Annotated in this window: 18 protein-coding genes; 13 read left to right on the top strand and 5 right to left on the bottom strand. The window is 71.5% G+C overall.

The genetic code is table 11. The annotated features are described in order from the left end of the window. Positions 1-52: 52 nt before the first annotated feature. Entirely contained in the window at positions 53-1075 is a 1023-nt protein-coding gene (locus OG490_RS17315) for a LacI family DNA-binding transcriptional regulator (RefSeq protein WP_330297204.1), read from the bottom strand. Positions 1076-1157: 82 nt separating this feature from the next. Continuing rightward, positions 1158-1928 carry a response regulator transcription factor gene (locus OG490_RS17310; protein ID WP_330297203.1) on the bottom strand — a complete coding sequence of 257 codons (771 nt, stop codon included), beginning with the start codon at positions 1926-1928 and terminating at the stop codon, positions 1158-1160. A 468-nt stretch (positions 1929-2396) separates the two neighbouring features. On the opposite strand from OG490_RS17310, the gene OG490_RS17305 reads away from it, so the two are divergent. The 11 genes from OG490_RS17305 to OG490_RS17260 all read left to right on the top strand — a co-directional run bounded on the left by OG490_RS17305 (position 2397) and on the right by OG490_RS17260 (position 10697). After that, positions 2397-2651 carry a MoaD/ThiS family protein gene (locus OG490_RS17305; protein ID WP_330297202.1) on the top strand — a complete coding sequence of 85 codons (255 nt, stop codon included), beginning with the start codon at positions 2397-2399 and terminating at the stop codon, positions 2649-2651. Positions 2652-2661: 10 nt separating this feature from the next. Beyond that, complete coding sequence (locus OG490_RS17300; protein ID WP_330297201.1) at positions 2662-4149, top strand: hypothetical protein; 1488 nt, start codon at positions 2662-2664, stop codon at positions 4147-4149. Between the two features lie 160 nt (positions 4150-4309). Continuing rightward, positions 4310-5035 carry an LmeA family phospholipid-binding protein gene (locus OG490_RS17295; RefSeq protein ID WP_330297200.1) on the top strand — a complete coding sequence of 242 codons (726 nt, stop codon included), beginning with the start codon at positions 4310-4312 and terminating at the stop codon, positions 5033-5035. 159 nt (positions 5036-5194) lie between these two features. Next, on the top strand, positions 5195-5284 hold the full coding sequence (locus tag OG490_RS39200) for an Ms5788A family Cys-rich leader peptide (protein WP_350875872.1): 90 nt from the start codon (positions 5195-5197) through the stop codon (positions 5282-5284). Positions 5285-5477: 193 nt separating this feature from the next. Beyond that, positions 5478-6323 (top strand): sulfurtransferase, encoded by an 846-nt coding sequence (locus OG490_RS17290; protein WP_330297199.1) that lies wholly within the window; start codon positions 5478-5480, stop codon positions 6321-6323. A gap of 68 nt (positions 6324-6391) precedes the next feature. After that, positions 6392-6682 carry a DUF1416 domain-containing protein gene (locus OG490_RS17285; protein WP_330297198.1) on the top strand — a complete coding sequence of 97 codons (291 nt, stop codon included), beginning with the start codon at positions 6392-6394 and terminating at the stop codon, positions 6680-6682. A 63-nt stretch (positions 6683-6745) separates the two neighbouring features. Further along, entirely contained in the window at positions 6746-7057 is a 312-nt protein-coding gene (locus OG490_RS17280; protein ID WP_443065957.1) for a DUF3099 domain-containing protein, read from the top strand. A 113-nt stretch (positions 7058-7170) separates the two neighbouring features. Further along, positions 7171-8001 carry a hypothetical protein gene (locus tag OG490_RS17275; RefSeq protein WP_330297196.1) on the top strand — a complete coding sequence of 277 codons (831 nt, stop codon included), beginning with the start codon at positions 7171-7173 and terminating at the stop codon, positions 7999-8001. After that, complete coding sequence (locus OG490_RS17270; protein ID WP_330297195.1) at positions 7998-8834, top strand: hypothetical protein; 837 nt, start codon at positions 7998-8000, stop codon at positions 8832-8834. Before OG490_RS17275 ends, OG490_RS17270 begins: the two co-directional genes overlap by 4 nt. Beyond that, a complete protein-coding gene (locus OG490_RS17265) occupies positions 8831-9838 on the top strand; it encodes a hypothetical protein (RefSeq protein WP_330297194.1) in 1008 nt (335 codons plus the stop codon). Before OG490_RS17270 ends, OG490_RS17265 begins: the two co-directional genes overlap by 4 nt. 286 nt (positions 9839-10124) lie before the next feature. Next, positions 10125-10697, top strand: a complete 573-nt coding sequence (locus tag OG490_RS17260; protein WP_330297193.1) for an FABP family protein — start codon at positions 10125-10127, stop codon at positions 10695-10697. Positions 10698-10771: 74 nt separating this feature from the next. Here the strand turns inward: OG490_RS17260 and OG490_RS17255 are convergent, their stop codons facing one another. Next, positions 10772-11467 carry a glycoside hydrolase domain-containing protein gene (locus OG490_RS17255; RefSeq protein WP_330300963.1) on the bottom strand — a complete coding sequence of 232 codons (696 nt, stop codon included), beginning with the start codon at positions 11465-11467 and terminating at the stop codon, positions 10772-10774. A 574-nt stretch (positions 11468-12041) separates the two neighbouring features. Here OG490_RS17255 and OG490_RS17250 point away from each other — a divergent pair. Together OG490_RS17250 and ygfZ are read left to right on the top strand one after the other, a co-directional pair. Next, positions 12042-12488 (top strand): Fur family transcriptional regulator, encoded by a 447-nt coding sequence (locus OG490_RS17250; protein WP_330300962.1) that lies wholly within the window; start codon positions 12042-12044, stop codon positions 12486-12488. A 70-nt stretch (positions 12489-12558) separates the two neighbouring features. Beyond that, complete coding sequence (gene ygfZ / locus OG490_RS17245) at positions 12559-13527, top strand: CAF17-like 4Fe-4S cluster assembly/insertion protein YgfZ (RefSeq protein WP_330297192.1); 969 nt, start codon at positions 12559-12561, stop codon at positions 13525-13527. 38 nt (positions 13528-13565) lie between these two features. Here the strand turns inward: ygfZ and dtd are convergent, their stop codons facing one another. Further along, the gene (gene dtd, locus OG490_RS17240; protein ID WP_328299532.1) at positions 13566-13991 is read right to left on the bottom strand and encodes a D-aminoacyl-tRNA deacylase; all 426 of its coding nucleotides are present in this window, start codon (positions 13989-13991) and stop codon (positions 13566-13568) included. 29 nt (positions 13992-14020) lie between these two features. Further along, complete coding sequence (locus tag OG490_RS17235) at positions 14021-14800, bottom strand: hypothetical protein (protein WP_330297191.1); 780 nt, start codon at positions 14798-14800, stop codon at positions 14021-14023. Positions 14801-15174 lie beyond the last annotated feature (374 nt).

Raw genomic sequence — 15174 nt, 5'->3', positions numbered from 1 at the left:
CGATATAAGCCCGGGCCGCGACCGTACCCTTGCCGGGCCCTTGAGCCGACTCCTAGCGGCAGCCGCAGGAGCGGCGGATCACCAGGGCCGAGGGGAACTGCTTGAGGCGCTCGCGGCGGGAGCCGGCCACGCGCAGGCCGTCGTCCAGGACGAGGTCCACCGCGGCGCGGGCCATCGCCGGGCGGTCCGAGGCGACCGTGGTCAGCGGCGGGTCCGTGAGGGCCGCCTCCTTCACGTCGTCGAAGCCCGCGACCGCGAGCTGCTCGGGGACGTCGATGCGGAGCTCGCGCGCGGCCCGCAGCACGCCGATCGCCTGGTCGTCCGTGGCGCAGAAGATCGCCGTCGGCCGGTCGGGCCGGGCCAGGACCTCCAGGGCGACCTTGTACGCGTCGTAGCGGTTGTACGGGGCTTCGATGATCCGGCCCTCGGTCGAGCGGCCGGACTCCTGCATGGCCCGGCGCCAGCCCTCGACGTGGTCGGCCACCGGGTCGCCCACGGACGGGGTGTTCTCGACCCCGCCGATGCAGGCGACGTACTCGTGCCCGTGCTCGAGGAGGTGGCGGGTGGCGAGCTGTGCGCCGCCGATGTCGTCCGTGACGACCGCGACGTCGTCGATGGCCTCGGGGCGCTCGTGGAGGAGGACGACCCGGGCGTCCCAGGCCTCGATCTCGCTGGCCGCCTGCTCGCTCATGCCCTGGCTGACCAGGATCAGTCCGGAGACCCGCATTCCGAGGAAGGCCCGCAGGTAGTGGACCTCGCGCTCGGTGCGGTAGTCGGAGTTCCCGACCAGCACCATCTTTCCGCGCTCGGCGGCGGCCTGCTCGACCGCGTGCGCCATCTCCGCGAAGAACGGCTGACGGGCATCGGGGACGATCATGCCTATGAGGTCGGTGCGCCGTGAGGCCATCGCCTGGGCGACCCGGTCCGGGCGGTAGCCCAGATCCTTGATCGCGGCGAGGACACGCTCGCGCGTGGCCGGGGCAACCGGCCGGGGTCCGTTGTTGATCACGTAGCTCACGACGGCGGTAGAAGTACCCGCAAGTCGTGCCACGTCATCCCGCGTCACCTTGGCCACGCGCGGAAGTCTACGCGGGGTGACCTACCTCTGGGCAGGGCGTCCGGAGGAGGTCATTCCCACAGGGGTTCCCGCGCCCGCCCTAGTCCATCCGGGTGAGCGCGGCCGCCGCCTGTGCCGCGGCCTCCGCCGCCGCCTTCGTGGCCGCCTGGGCCGCCGCTTCCGCCGCCGCCCGCTCGACCTTCTCCGGGGTGACGAAGCGGTAGCCGACGTTGCGGACGGTACCGATCAGCGACTCGTGCTCGGGCCCGAGTTTCGCGCGCAGACGCCGTACGTGCACGTCCACGGTCCGGGTGCCGCCGAAGTAGTCGTAGCCCCAGACCTCCTGCAGCAGCTGGGCGCGGGTGAAGACCCGGCCCGGGTGCTGCGCGAGGTACTTGAGCAGCTCGAACTCCTTGAAGGTGAGGTCCAGGACCCGCCCCTTCAGCTTCGCCGAGTACGTGGCCTCGTCGACCGACAGGTCGCCGTTGCGGATCTCCATCGGGGAGTCGTCCGCACCGAGCTGCTGGCGGCCGGTGGCCAGGCGCAGCCGGGCCTCGACCTCGGCCGGGCCCGCGGTGTCGAGGAGGACGTCGTCGATGCCCCAGTCGGCGGTGACGGCCGCGAGGCCGCCCTCGGTGACGACGAGGATGAGCGGGCAGCCCGGTCCCGTGGAGCGGAGCAGCTGGCAGAGCGAGCGGACCTGCGGGAGGTCGCGCCGGCCGTCGACCAGGATCACGTCGGCGCCGGGGGTGTCCACCAGGGCGGGGCCCTCGGCGGGCGCCACCCGGACGGAGTGGAGCAGCAGACCGAGTGCGGGCAGCACTTCGGTCGACGGCTGCAGGGCATTGGTCAGGAGCAGGAGAGAGCTCATGCCCGACCACCTGCCCGGTTGGGGCTGTGGGATGCGCGCTGATGCGCACAAACGGTTCGCTGGTCCATCACGTCGGTTCCTCCTCGGTCCCGTCGAGGACTTTCGCGGCACTGCTTCGTACGACTTGCCTGGTGTCCGCCCGGTCCCCGCGCCCTGAGGTCCGGATGGATACCACTGTTCTCGGTCCGTTCAACGTGCTGAAAGCACAAAAGGACCCGGGGGCTACGTTGCCCGGATCCTCTCGGCAGCAGAATAGCCCACCCTCCCCGGCCGGGCCGAGGCTTGGGAGGGGGCCTCTTCTGTGGTTCCCGCCACCTCCGCCCCTGCTTATCCACCGGTTTCACCGGATCGGTGGACCTGCTGCGGGCTGCCTGGGCGCACGCCGGGCGCGCGCAGGCACGCCGGGATCGGCGGCGCGAGGGTTCATGATGGAGGCCGACGGCAGAGCGCCGACGAGAGGAGCGTGCAGTGGCAACCGGAACCATCCGCTACTGGGCGGCGGCGAAGTCCGCGGCCGGGACGGCGGAGGAGCCGTATTCGGCGCGGACCCTCGCCGAGGCGCTCGAAGCCGTGCGGGAACGCCATCCCGGGGAGCTGACCCGGGTCCTGCTGCGCTGCTCCTTCCTCGTGAACGAACAGCCTGTGGGCAAGCGCCCGCACGATTCCGTCGAGCTGACCGAGGGGGGCACCGTCGAGGTGCTCCCGCCGTTCGCGGGCGGGTGAGCGGAGTCTCATGAGCACGCCCGAGGAACAGCAGCAGTACCAGCAGCAGCAGTACCCGCAGGAGGCTTACCAGCAGGAGCCGTACCCGCAGGAGGCGCACCAGCAGGAGAGCGTGGCGCAGGAGCCGGATCCCTACGGGACCCAGACCTGGCAGTCCCAGACCTGGGACACCTCGTACCAGCCGGTGCAGGCCCCGCTGGACGGCGTACCGGCCCAGCACCCGTTGGCCCCCGAGGGCTGGTTCCGCGACGAGCAGCAGGTCCAGGCCCCGGCGCCCGGGTCCGACTGGCCGCAGCAGGGCCAGCAGCAGCCGCAGCAGCCGCAGCAGGGCCAGCAGCAGGCCCAGCAGCCCCAGCAGCCCTACGCGGATCCCTACGCCGCACCCGCGTACCTGCAGACGGCCGCCCCCGACCACTGGTTCCGCGAGGAGCCGCAGGCCCCGGCGGCGGCGCAGCAGCAGGCCCAGCCGCAGCAGCAGTGGGGCGACACCGCGTACCTGCCCCCGTACCCGGGTCCGGCCGACCCGGGGCAGGTGCAGGCACAGGCACAGGCACAGGTGCAGGCGCACGCTCCCACTCCTGCTCCCGCTCCCGCTCCGGAGTGGGTCGACCAGACCGCGTACCTGCCGCCGCAGGCGGCGCCCGAAGCCGTGGCCCCGGCCCTTGCCGCGGACCCGGCCGGAGCCCCCGTCGGTGAGGAGCCCGCCTGGTCTCCGCCCACCCTCGCCGGCAATACGCTCCGCGCCGTCGACCCCGCGCAGGCCCGCGCCGAAGGCCGCTCGCCGATCATCGATCCCGGCCCGCAGGCGGCCATACTGACGGCCGTCCTGGGCCTGGTCATCGCCGCGGCCGCCGCCCTGGGCAGGCTGGCCCTGCTCGCACCCCTGATCGCCCTCCAGGGCCTCACCGCGGCCGGCTGGTTCCGGCTCAACGGCATGTGGCCGGCCCGTCAGGGCATCGCGCTGGCCTTCGCCGGAGCCGTGGTCGCCGACGTGGCCGTGCTCGCGGTGGACGAGGCGAACGGGCCCGGCGCGATCATCGGCACGCTGGGCGCCTGGGTGCTGCTCACGCTGGTCCTCCAGCTGCGCAGCCAGGCCGATCCGGACGAGCGGATGTCCGGGCTGATGGCCTCGGTGGCCTCGGCCGCGCTGGCCATCGTCTGCGCCGGCTGGCTCGCGGCCGGAGGCGCCGCCGCGACCGTGGGCGGGGTTGCCGTGGCGGTGGCCGTCTTCGCCCGGGCGCTCCCGCTGCCCACCGTGCCCTCGGTCGGCGTCTCGCTGGCTGCCGCGGCCGGTGCGGGCATCGCGGTGGGCGGTATGACCTCCGTCGGGGCCGGCGGTGCGCTGATCGGCCTGGCGGCCGGGGTGTGCGCGCTGATCGGGCTGCGCGTGGCGGCGTACGACTACCCGTCGAAGTTCGTCCACATGACGGCCGGTGTCGCGCTGCCGCTGGCCGCGGCGGCTCCGGCGGTCTACCTGATCGGCCGGGTGGTGGGCTGACGGGCCCGGCCCTGACGGCGGCTCCGGCGCCCCTCACGACGGCCCCGGCCCTGACGGCGGCCCCGGCGCCCCTCACGGCGGCCGGGGCTCACCTCACAGGTCGCTGACGGGCGGCATGGTCAACTGGGCCCCACGGACCAACTATCTGGGGGGTGGGCGCGTGCGTGTCCTGCGTGTCGTTCTGGTTGTCGGAGTACTGCTGGGCGGGCTGTTCGTGGGGCTGGACCGGTGGGCGGCCGGTTATGCCGAGAACCGGATGGCGGAGCGCATCCAGGCGCACGAGGGCGGGCTGCCGGGCGTGCGCGTGGACATCCAGGGGTTCCCGTTCCTGACCCAGGCGCTCGCCCACGACCTGGACGAGGTCGACCTGAAGGTGTCCGACCTCGGGGTGACCACGCCGGAGGGCGGCCGCACGAGCCTGTCGGACCTGCGGATCGCCTTCCACGGGGTGAAGCTGAACGGCGACTACAGCGGCGGTACCGCCAAGACCGCCGAGGGCTCCGCACTGCTCACCTACCACGACCTGAGCCTGGCCGCGCAGCCCGGCGTGACCCTCGCCTACGGCGGGGCGCCGGGCAAGGTGAAGGTCACCGCGACCTTCGACTTCCTCGGCCGCAAGGTGACCCGCAGCGTGGTGTCGACGGTCTCCCTGGTGGACGCGAAGGACGCCAAGGACGGGAAGGGCGGCAAGACCGTCCGGGTGCGCGCCGACGAGGTGCCGGGCGAGGGGATCCCGGGCATCGAGGCCGCGGTGCGCAAGTTCACGGACTTCGACCGGCAGCTCGACAGCCGGCTGACGTCCGGCATCCAGCTGACCGCGCTGACCTCCGACGAGGCGGGCATCCACCTCACGCTGGGCGGTACGAACCTGGCGCTGGCCGGATAGTGAGACGCGGGGGTCCGTTCCGCAGATGGGACGGGCCCCACGGGGCCCTCCGGAGGCGGTGCGGCGGCCGTGCGGGATCATCTGATCCCACTATGCGGACGATCCTGTCTCGGAATATGACACGACGGTGACAGGGCGGCCGATTCGTCCCTACGATCCATGGCTATGAAGCATCAGCAGGCGGACCTCACGAAGCGGCGGGCAGTAGACCTGTGTCGCGTCGCCGCCATGCTCTGTCGATCCATGTGACGTGTGAGCGCATCCCGCTCCATAGCCGGACGACGGCCTTCCGCTTTCCCGTGTGACCACGTGTGACCACCTCTGCCCCCGCCCTCCTGAAGCCTTCCCGCAACAGGATCCGCGAGCGCACCCGGACCCACCGGAAACACGCCCCCGCACCACCAGCACCACCCCGCCGCACACTGCCCCGGAGGAGAACACCATGAGCCGCAGCGACGTCCTCGTAGACGCCGACTGGGTCGAGGCCCACCTGAACGACGCGAACGTCGTCATCGTCGAGGTGGACGAGGACACGTCCGCGTACGACAAGAACCACATCACCAACGCCGTCCGGATCGACTGGAAGCGCGACCTCCAGGACCCGGTGCGCCGCGACTTCGTGGACCAGGAGGGCTTCGAGAAGCTCCTCTCCGCCAAGGGCATCTCCAACGACGACACCGTCGTCCTCTACGGCGGCAACAACAACTGGTTCGCGTCCTACGCCTACTGGTACTTCAAGCTCTACGGCCACCAGGACGTCCGCCTGCTCGACGGCGGCCGCAAGAAGTGGGAGCTCGACTCCCGCGACCTGGTCGACGGCACCGAGGTCCCCAACCGCCCGGCCACCGCGTACAAGGCCCAGGCCCAGGACACCTCGATCCGCGCCTTCCGTGACGACGCGGTCGCCGCGATCGGCACGAAGAACCTGGTCGACGTCCGCTCGCCCGACGAGTTCTCCGGCAAGCTGCTCGCGCCGGCGCACCTCCCGCAGGAGCAGTCGCAGCGTCCGGGTCACATCCCGAGCGCCCGCAACATCCCGTGGTCGAAGAACGCCAACGACGACGGCACCTTCAAGTCCGACGAGGAGCTCACCGCCCTCTACCAGGCCGAGCAGGTCGACCTGGCGAAGGACACCATCGCGTACTGCCGCATCGGTGAGCGTTCCGCGCTCACCTGGTTCGTGCTGCACGAGCTCCTGGGCCAGGAGAACGTCAAGAACTACGACGGCTCGTGGACCGAGTACGGCTCCCTGGTCGGCGTGCCGATCGAGCTCGGCCCCAACAAGTAGTTCCGGGCAACCGGCATTCCGGGCACGCGACGCCCGTAGTCATCCCTCTCTAGGACAGGACAGAGAACATGTGTGGAGCACAGATCGGCGGGCCCGACCTCTCGACGCTCAAGCCCGGTGAGACGGCCATCCAGGGCCAGGTCACCAAGAACGGCGAGCCGGTGTCCGGCTACGTCCGCCTGCTGGACTCGACCGGCGAGTTCACCGCCGAGGTCCCGACCTCGGCGACCGGCCAGTTCCGCTTCTACGCGGCCGAGGGCTCCTGGACGCTGCGCGCCCTGGTCCCCGGCGCCCAGGCGGACCGCGCCGTGGTCGTCGTCGAGACCGGCGGCGTGACGGACGTGGCGATCGCGGTCTGAGCACCGCACGCACCCGCGTGACGAAGGGCCGCACCCCCAGGGCTGGGGGTGCGGCCCTTCGTGCTGCCCCGAGCCCTTCGCACGGGCCGCCTTCGGTCCTACTCTGAAGACATGTACGCCCGGCGCCACCGCGCCTACTTCCTGCTCATGGGCGGATGCCTGTTCCTCTTCGTCTCCGCCTGGGCCTTCGTGCGCCTCTGGTCGGTCGAGGCCGCCGTGGCGATGTGCGTGGTCGCCATGGTCATCCCGCCGGTCGCCGCGATCGTCGCGAACCGACACGGCCCGGACGACCGGTGGTGGGACGACCCCTCGGGCGATCCGAAGTCCGACGAGTGGTGGGACGAACTGGACGGAAAGCGGCATCTAGGGGACTGAACCCCGCTGAGATAAAAATGTAATAAGGATGCGTACAACATCTCCCCACCGCAAGGTGTCCTCTGTGTGCGCGGTGCACCGATCGCGCCTCCAGTCCTGTGGGGGGACTTCTTTTGGAACACGAACAGACCATCCCTGAGCAGCGGAAACAGGAGGAGAACGCCCCGGAACCGGGCACTCCCGACGCCGCCGCCGACGCTGCTCCCGACGCGGCCCAGCCCGGCCCCCGCCGCCGCGGCGGCGGCCGCACGGTCCTCCTGATCGCAGGCGCAGCCGTCCTCGGCGTCCTGGCGGGCACGATCACCGGCTACGCGATCCAGTACGACCGCGAACCGACCCCGCTGGCACCGCTGGCGCAGGCGCACCTGGTGGCGCCGAAGGCCCTCGCGCCCGACGAAGCCACCACGAACAAGACGATCAACGCCAACCGCTGGCACAAGACGGACGACGACCTCGCGAAGCTGCTGATCGAGGCGCCGGGCGGGGCGAAGAAGGAGGGCTCGGGCTACATCACCCCCGACTTCCTCGCGCTGGACTTCGAGCACCCGGACCGCGCGGTGCGCAATTTCGCCGCCACCGGGCTCCGCCGGGCTGCTTCGGCGAACTGGTCGCAGGACGACAGGATCTTCGTCGAGGTGACGCTGCTGCAGTTCAACAACCGCAGCGGAGCGGAGGACTACCAGAGCGATCAGTCCCGTTACATGCCCGAGAAGAAGTACGCGGGCAACGACGGTGTGGCCATCGACGGGCTTCCTTCGAGCCTGGGGCACGTCTGGGTGTATTCGGAGGCCGACGAGAAGCCGGGCTACCTCCCGCTGCGCTCCGCACACGCCATCGCCCGCCGCGGGGACCTCGTCCTCGAAATCCACTACGTGAACAACCAGGGCAAGATCGCCGAAGGCGACGTCATGGAGCTTGCCAAGCGACAGCTGGAGAGACTGTGACCGAGCCCCGGAACGAACTGATCCCGGCCCCGGCCGAGGTCCCGGCCCCCGAGGCGACCGCCGAGGCGGTGGCCCACCCCGTGTCACCCGTGAAGCCCGAGCGGCGGGTCAACCGCAAGGCGGCCGCCCTGGTCGCCGCCGGCGTGGCCGCCGCCGTGCTCGTGGGTGGTGGCGTCTGGGCGTCCTCCGCGATCGCGGACGCGGACCGGGAGGCTCCCACCGCTTACTGGGTGCCCGTCGGCGACCGGGTGGAGAAGTACTCCGAGCCCGGCTCCGTACCGGCCAACGAGCTCACCGGCAAGCTGCTGCCGGTCCCGTCCGGCTTCGTCCTCGGCCCCGACCTGGGGGCGAACGGCAACGACTTCTTCGTCTCCGGGGAACAGGCGGTCGAGGGCTTCAAGGAGTCCCGCGACGGCCTGTCCACCACGGAGCGCAAGCAGCGCGAAGAGATGCTGGCCGAGCTGAAGCTCAAGGGCCTGGCAGGACGGACCTACACCAAGGGTCGGGGCGAATGGGTCGCCGAGGTCCGCATCATGCAGGCCGACCCGAAGGCCGTGGGCAACCTCAGCGAGGTCACCAAGAAGCTCTTCGACCTCACCGGCGACAAGCGCGAGGCGCCGAAGGTGGACGGGTTCCCGGACGCCAAGTGCTCGCTGCTGGCGATGGGGGAGAAGGACAAGGAGACGATCGACTCGATCGACTGCACGGCCGTCGAGGGCGACGTGGCCGTCACCTTCCGCGCTTACGGGCCCAAGCCCTTCTCCGCCTCCGACGCCGTCTCGTTCTTCAAGAACCAGATGAGCCACCTGAAGTCCCCCGGGGAGTCCGCGTGATCGAGCAGAACACCACCGAAGCCGCGTCGGCGCCCCCCGAGGACGCCGTGCCGCAGCCCGTGGCGACGGGCACCGTGCCCGCCCAGGCGGCCGCCCCGGCGGGCGGGATCCAGGACTCCGTGCCCGAGCAGCAGGCCGCCCCGGCCGTCGCGGAGGCCCCCGTGGACGGGGCCGCGCAGGCCGAGGCCTTCGCCGCCGACCCGCTCGCGGCCAACCCCTTCGCCGCGCCGGAGGTCCCGGCCGCGCCCAAGGACCGCCGTAAGCTGTTCGCCGCCCTGCGCTGGACCGCCGCCGTACTCGTCTTCGCCGCCGTCGGCACGGGAGTCGCGTACGAGGTCACCCAGCCCGTGCGCACCGACATCCCGGGCCTGTCCACCAAGGCCGACGGCCGCTGGGCCTACCCGGCGCTGGCCAAGCCGACGCTGCCGCCGGGCGCCGCCCTGCCGTTCGCCAAGGACAACAAGGACGGCATCCACTACGCCGGCCTCACCCAGCTGCTCCTGCCGCCGCCCACCGGCTCCACCCCCGACTCCACGCTGAAGCTGGAGAAGGACGAGGTGGTGGCCACGGACACCTTCCTGGCGGAGTACGAGCCCGCCGCGCACGGGGAGATGAAGGCGCAGTTCGCCAACGAGGGCCTGCGGCAGATCGTCGGCCGGGGCTGGACCACCCCGGACGGCACCCGCACGCGCGTCTACCTGCTCCGCTACCACTCCTCCGGTTTCGCGGACACCTTCAAGGAGTGCAACGTGGGCATGCACCTGAAGGGCGCCAACATCGCGTCGGACACCTCCTGGGCCAAGGCCAAGACCGGCCAGGCCGCGCCCTCCCTCACCGGGGTCTCCCTCTACGCGGAGACGGCCCCGTTCGGCGACGAGCAGGCCAAGGTCGGCTGCGTCCGCGCCGGCGACGTCGTGGCCGTCGTCCTCCAGACCCGCAAGGGCGAGGTGGCCACCGTCCCCTTCCACCAGACGGTGATCCTCCAGCACCAGCTGCTCGGCTAGGGCGGGAACTGGCGGAGCCCTTCGTACGGGCTACCTCACAGAGTGCGCCGGTCCCCAGGCCAGTAGGCTTGGGGACCGGCCCCGTAATGCCGCCATCACACTCCGAGGAGCACCCCGTGCTTGAGGCAGTCTTCACTTCCCTGCTGGTCCTGGTCTGCGTCGGCGTTCTCGCCTTCTCCGGACTGGCCGTGAAGAAGCTGTACCAGGGCCAGCGCTGATCTTCTGATCGGCCGCCGCCCGCCCCGGATACCGGAACCCCTCCCAGAGATCGCTTGAGCCGCCAAAAATGATCCAGATCCCGTCCGACCTGAACCCGAGCCTCGTCCCCCTCGCCTTCCTCCTCGGCAACTGGGAAGGCGCAGGAGTCTTTGACTTCCCCGGTGAGGAGAAGTGCAACTTCGGCCAGGAAGTGGTGTTCAGCCACGACGGCCGGGACTTCCTGGAGTACCACTCGCACAGCTGGGTCCTCGACTCCGAGGGCAACAAGGTGCGGCCGCTGGAGTCCGAGTCCGGCTACTGGCGCATCGACAGCCAGCGCAAGGTCGAGATCGTCATGGTCCGCGACCAGGGCGTCGTGGAGATCTGGTACGGCGACCTCGCCGACCAGAAGCCGCAGATCGACGTCGTCACCGACGCGGTCGCGCGTACCGCCTCCTCCCGTCCGCACAGCGGCGGCAAGCGGCTCTACGGTTACGTCAAGGGCGACCTGATGTGGGTCGGCGAGAAGGCCACCCCGGAGGTGGAGCTGCGCCCGTACAAGTCGGCCCAGCTGAAGAAGGTCGTCACCCCGGAAGAGGTCGCCGAGATGGCGCGCAACCTTCCGGACATGCCGGACGACGGCATCGCCTTCTTCCGGTAGGCCATGCTCCAACGAACGGGAGCCCCCGGCAGCCTCGGCTGCCGGGGGCTCCTGTCGTGTGGCCGGTCGGCCGGTCAGCCGGTGATCGCGACCGGGCCGTCCCAGGCGTTGCGGTCGACGGTCAGGGTGGCGCCGCCGAAGGTCTCGCGCTGGTTGACCTGGTACTGGTGGCCGCGCCGGTGGCCGGTGAACAGGCCGCCGGAGTACGGCCAGCTCCCGGTGGTGTCGGCGGCGCCGTCGTACTTGGCGTACCAGAGGGCCTCGGGCAGATCGGCCTCACCGCGCTCGGCCGCCTTGGCGATGCCGGCGGCGCTGGAGGAGGCGAACCCGTAGAAGCCGGGGCGGTAGGCCTTCGCCTTCACGGCCCGGTCGAAGGCCTTGGTGTAGGTGAGCACCGCGTCCGCGCAGGCGGTGTCGGCGGTGTTGTACGCCTCCATGTCCAGGTACAGCGTGCTGCCCGCCCGCATGCCCAGCGCGGAGGCCTTGGCGGCCGCGTCCGCACCGTCGGCCGCGCCCAGCGACTGCGCGGTGGCCGCGGTGATCTTCTCCGGGCTGGAGCCGGTCTGGCACGGCGGCTGCGCGCCGACGTAGAGCGGGATCAGCTTCCAGCCGGCGGCGCTGACGGTGCTCACCCAGGAGGCGGTGAGCTGCGGTTGCGCGCAGCCGCGGTTCTTGCCGCCGACGTAGACGGCGACGGCCCCGTACGGGGAGGTGCCGCGCCAGGCGTTCATCGTGGAGGCGGGCGGCGCGGTGCAGGTGTCGAAGGCCAGGCCGGTGAAGACCCCGCCCGAGGAGGTGCCGGCCGGGGCGCCGGCGGGGGCGTTCGCACCCGGGGCCTTGGAGCCGCCGGGCGCGGGCGCGGCGGCGGTGCCCGACGCGGACGCGGAGGCGGAGGCCGAAGCCGAGGCCGACGGGGAGGGGGACCCGGACCCGGACGGGGACGGGGAGGCCGAAGCCGTCCCCGCGGCGGAGGCGGCGGCCGAGGCGCCGCCGGATGCCTGTCCGGCCGCCGCCGCGGCGGGGGTACGGGGTTCACCGGCGGGCTTGCCGCAGCCGCTCAGCAGCAGGGTTCCCGCGGCGAGGACGGGTATGGCGGCGAGGAGACGCTGGCGGGTGAGCTGGCGGGGAAGGGGCACGGGGTTCGGGTTCCTTACCGGGCAGGACAAGGGAGGGGGCGGAGGCTGAACTCCTGGAGATCGCGACGCATGCCTATCATCCGGTCCGGACGTGCGGACAGTTGGGGTGACCCGGGCCGAGGCCTACACTGGGCGGGTGGCGACCACCGACAGCAGCGACAGCAAGGCCGGCGCGGTCGGCAAGGCCGGCGCGGCCGAAGCGGACGGCATCACCGGAGCCGAGGGCGGCGACTGGAAGAGCGATCTGCGCCAGCGCGGATACCGGCTCACCCCGCAGCGCCAGCTCGTGCTCGAAGCAGTGGACGCCCTGGAGCACGCCACCCCGGACGAGATCCTCGCCGAGGTGCGCAGGACGGCCTCCGGGGTCAACATCTCCACGGTCTACCGCACGCTGGAGCTCCTGGAGGAGCTGAAGCTGGTCTCGCACGCCCACCTGGGGCACGGGGCCCCCACGTACCACCTCGCCGACCGGCACCACCACATCCACCTGGTCTGCCGCGACTGCACCGGCGTCATCGAGGCGGACGTGGACATCGCGGCCGAGTTCACGGCCAAACTCCGCGACACCTTCGGCTTCGAGACCGACATGAAGCACTTCGCGATCTTCGGCCTCTGCAAGAAGTGCGCCGCCAAGCACCACGACGCGGCGACCTAGGAGACGACCTAGAGGCGCCTCGCGGGAGACGGCCCGGGGAGCCCGGCGGGCAGGGTCGTAGGCTGGTGGCATGACCAGCAGCCCCTTGCTCCATCTCCCCGGCGCCGTACAGGCCGAAGGCCGCGACGAGGGCGTCGCCGCCCACTACGGCGAGCTGTACGGCGAACAGCGCACCCTCGCCGACGGCCGCGGCTTCGTGGACCTCTCCCACCGCGGGGTCGTCACCGTCACCGGCCCGGACCGGCTCAGCTGGCTGCACCTGCTGATCACTCAGCACGTCACCGAGCTTCCGGCGGGCCAGGCCACCGAGGCCCTGATCCTCTCCGCCAACGGCCACATCGAGCACGCGCTCTACCTCGTCGACGACGGGACGACGACGTGGATGCACGTCGAGCCCGGCACCCAGGAGGAGCTGATCGGCTACCTGGAGTCGATGAAGTTCTTCTACCGCGTCGAAGTCACCGATGCCACGGGCGAGTTCGCCGTCGTGCATCTGCCGGCCGGATCCGTTGCCGAGGTCCCCGAGAAGGTGGCCGTACGGGAGACCGCGTACGGCCGTGACCTCTTCCTGCCCCGCGCCGAGCTGGAGGCCTTCGCCGCCGCCCACGGCCCGGCCGTCGGACTGCTCGCCTACGAGGCCCTGCGCGTCGAGGCGCACCGGCCGCGGCTCGGTCTGGAGACCGACCACCGCACCATCCCGCACGAGTTGGGCTGGATCGGCACCGCCGTGCACCTCCAGAAGGGCTGCTACCGCGGCCAGGAGACGGTGGCCCGCGTCCACAACCTGGGGAAGCCGCCGCGCCGCCTGGTCTTCCTGCACCTGGACGGCTCCGAGGTGCTGCTCCCGGCGCACGGAACGCCCGTACGGCTGGCCGCCGACGGCGAGGAGGGCCGCCAGCTGGGCTTCGTGACCACCGCGGTCCGCCACCACGAGCTCGGGCCGATCGCGCTCGCGCTGGTCAAGCGGAACGTTCCGGTGGACGCGCCGCTGCTGGTCGGCAAGACGGCCGCCGCGCAGGAGGTCGTCGTAGCGCCGTAGGCCCCGTAGGTCTCGTAGGCCCCGTAGGCCCCGTAGGCCTAGATGTCGATGACGATGGTGAACGGGCCGTGGTTGGTCAGCGAGACGCGCATGTCCGCGCCGAACCGGCCCGTCTCCACCGTCGCGCCCAGCGCCCGCAGTTGCGCCACGACCTCGTCCACGAGGGGTTCGGCGACCGGGCCGGGCGCGGCCGCGTTCCAGGTGGGGCGGCGGCCCTTGCGGGCGTCTCCGTAGAGGGTGAACTGGGAGATCACCAGCAGCGGCGCGTCCACGTCGCTGCAGGACTTCTCGGCCTCCAGGATCCGCACCGACCACAGCTTGCGCGCCAGCAGCGCCGCCTTCTCCGGGGTGTCGTCGTGGGTCACCCCCACCAGGACGCACAGCCCCTCTCCGACGATCTCCCCGACGGTCTCGCCGGCCACCACGACGCTCGCGCCGTCCACCCTCTGCACCACTGCTCGCATGCCACCTGTGTACCAGGCTTGCACCGTCTCTAGCGATGTCGGCCGGTATTGGCCGAATCGCTGTGTGCCGGACTGGCCGGTTGTCTCCCCGAACGGTCTTGGGAGACGGGGAACAGCGCGAGCTGGTCGCTTCGGTCCCGGCAGGTCTTGTCACCCGGGTGGGGTGTGCCTGTGGTCCTCGGCGGGCTCGTGTTCCCGCGTGCCCTCGGTACGGTGACGGCCTGGCCGGTAGCTCTCCGCCCAACGATCCTCTGGTCGTGGGCGGTCACACCTGGCCGACGCCGTGTCCCGTGTCCGAGGGCGCGTCTGCCGATAGCCACCGCCGCCGCGTGGTGGCCGGTGACGATCGTGGTCTTCGACTGCTGTTGAAGGGGTTGCTTCCAGTGCTGGGCTCCCCAGCGGCTGGTGTAGGCGGGATCGACCGCGATCACGGCGAGGCCGGAGTGGTGGGCCATGCCGGACAGCCGGTCGCGGAAGCGCGCGGTCGGCAGGCCTGCGACGGTGCGGCGGAAGGACTTACCGCGCTTGCCGCGTCCCATTGTTTCGCGGCCGGTGGCGCGGGCGTCGGTTGCGGCCAGCTCGGCAGGGGTCGGAAGAGGTGCCTTGGGGGTGGACCAGGAGGCTACGAGGTACCAGCGTCCGCGTTCCGGGGCGTACGTGATGTCGTAGCGCACCGAACGGTTGGCCGTGGCCCGGTCGAGCCACTCCTCACGGTGGTGGTTGAAGGTGACCGTGCAGGCGAGCCGGTACCGGCCCCGGGGAGCGTTGGCGAGGTGCCTGAGCTTTGCGAGCCCTCGGCCGCCAACCACGATCGCCGGATGTCCGGCCTCGATCCGCCGCTCCACCGCGGCCAGCCGTGCGGTGAGGACCTGTAGCCGGCACTGCTTCTGCGCTCGCTCGGCCCGGCGCCCGCCGGTTGTTCCTCACCGGAACCATCCCCATCCGCACCCGTTCAGCCAGATCAGCACGGGCGAGCTCGCCCAGATGCCGACCGACCACGCGCAACACCTCGCCATCGGGAGAGGACATGTGCAGCCGGTCCCGGATTCGTGCGCCTGCGGGCGCAGACACCGTGAAGGGAGCCTTCAGTGCGCGCAGTACACCATTCCGCTTCTGCCTGTTCCCGCCGCGCGTCACCCGGCCACCCCCTACTCCGTTACCTACAGCAGTACTGGCGTTCCCC

Origin of the sequence: Streptomyces sp. NBC_00503 (genome assembly GCF_036346895.1) — a bacterium.
Classification (GTDB): Bacteria; Actinomycetota; Actinomycetes; order Streptomycetales; family Streptomycetaceae; genus Streptomyces.
Note: the sequence above shows the minus strand (reverse complement) of the source record. Positions and strands in the feature narration are given on the sequence as shown.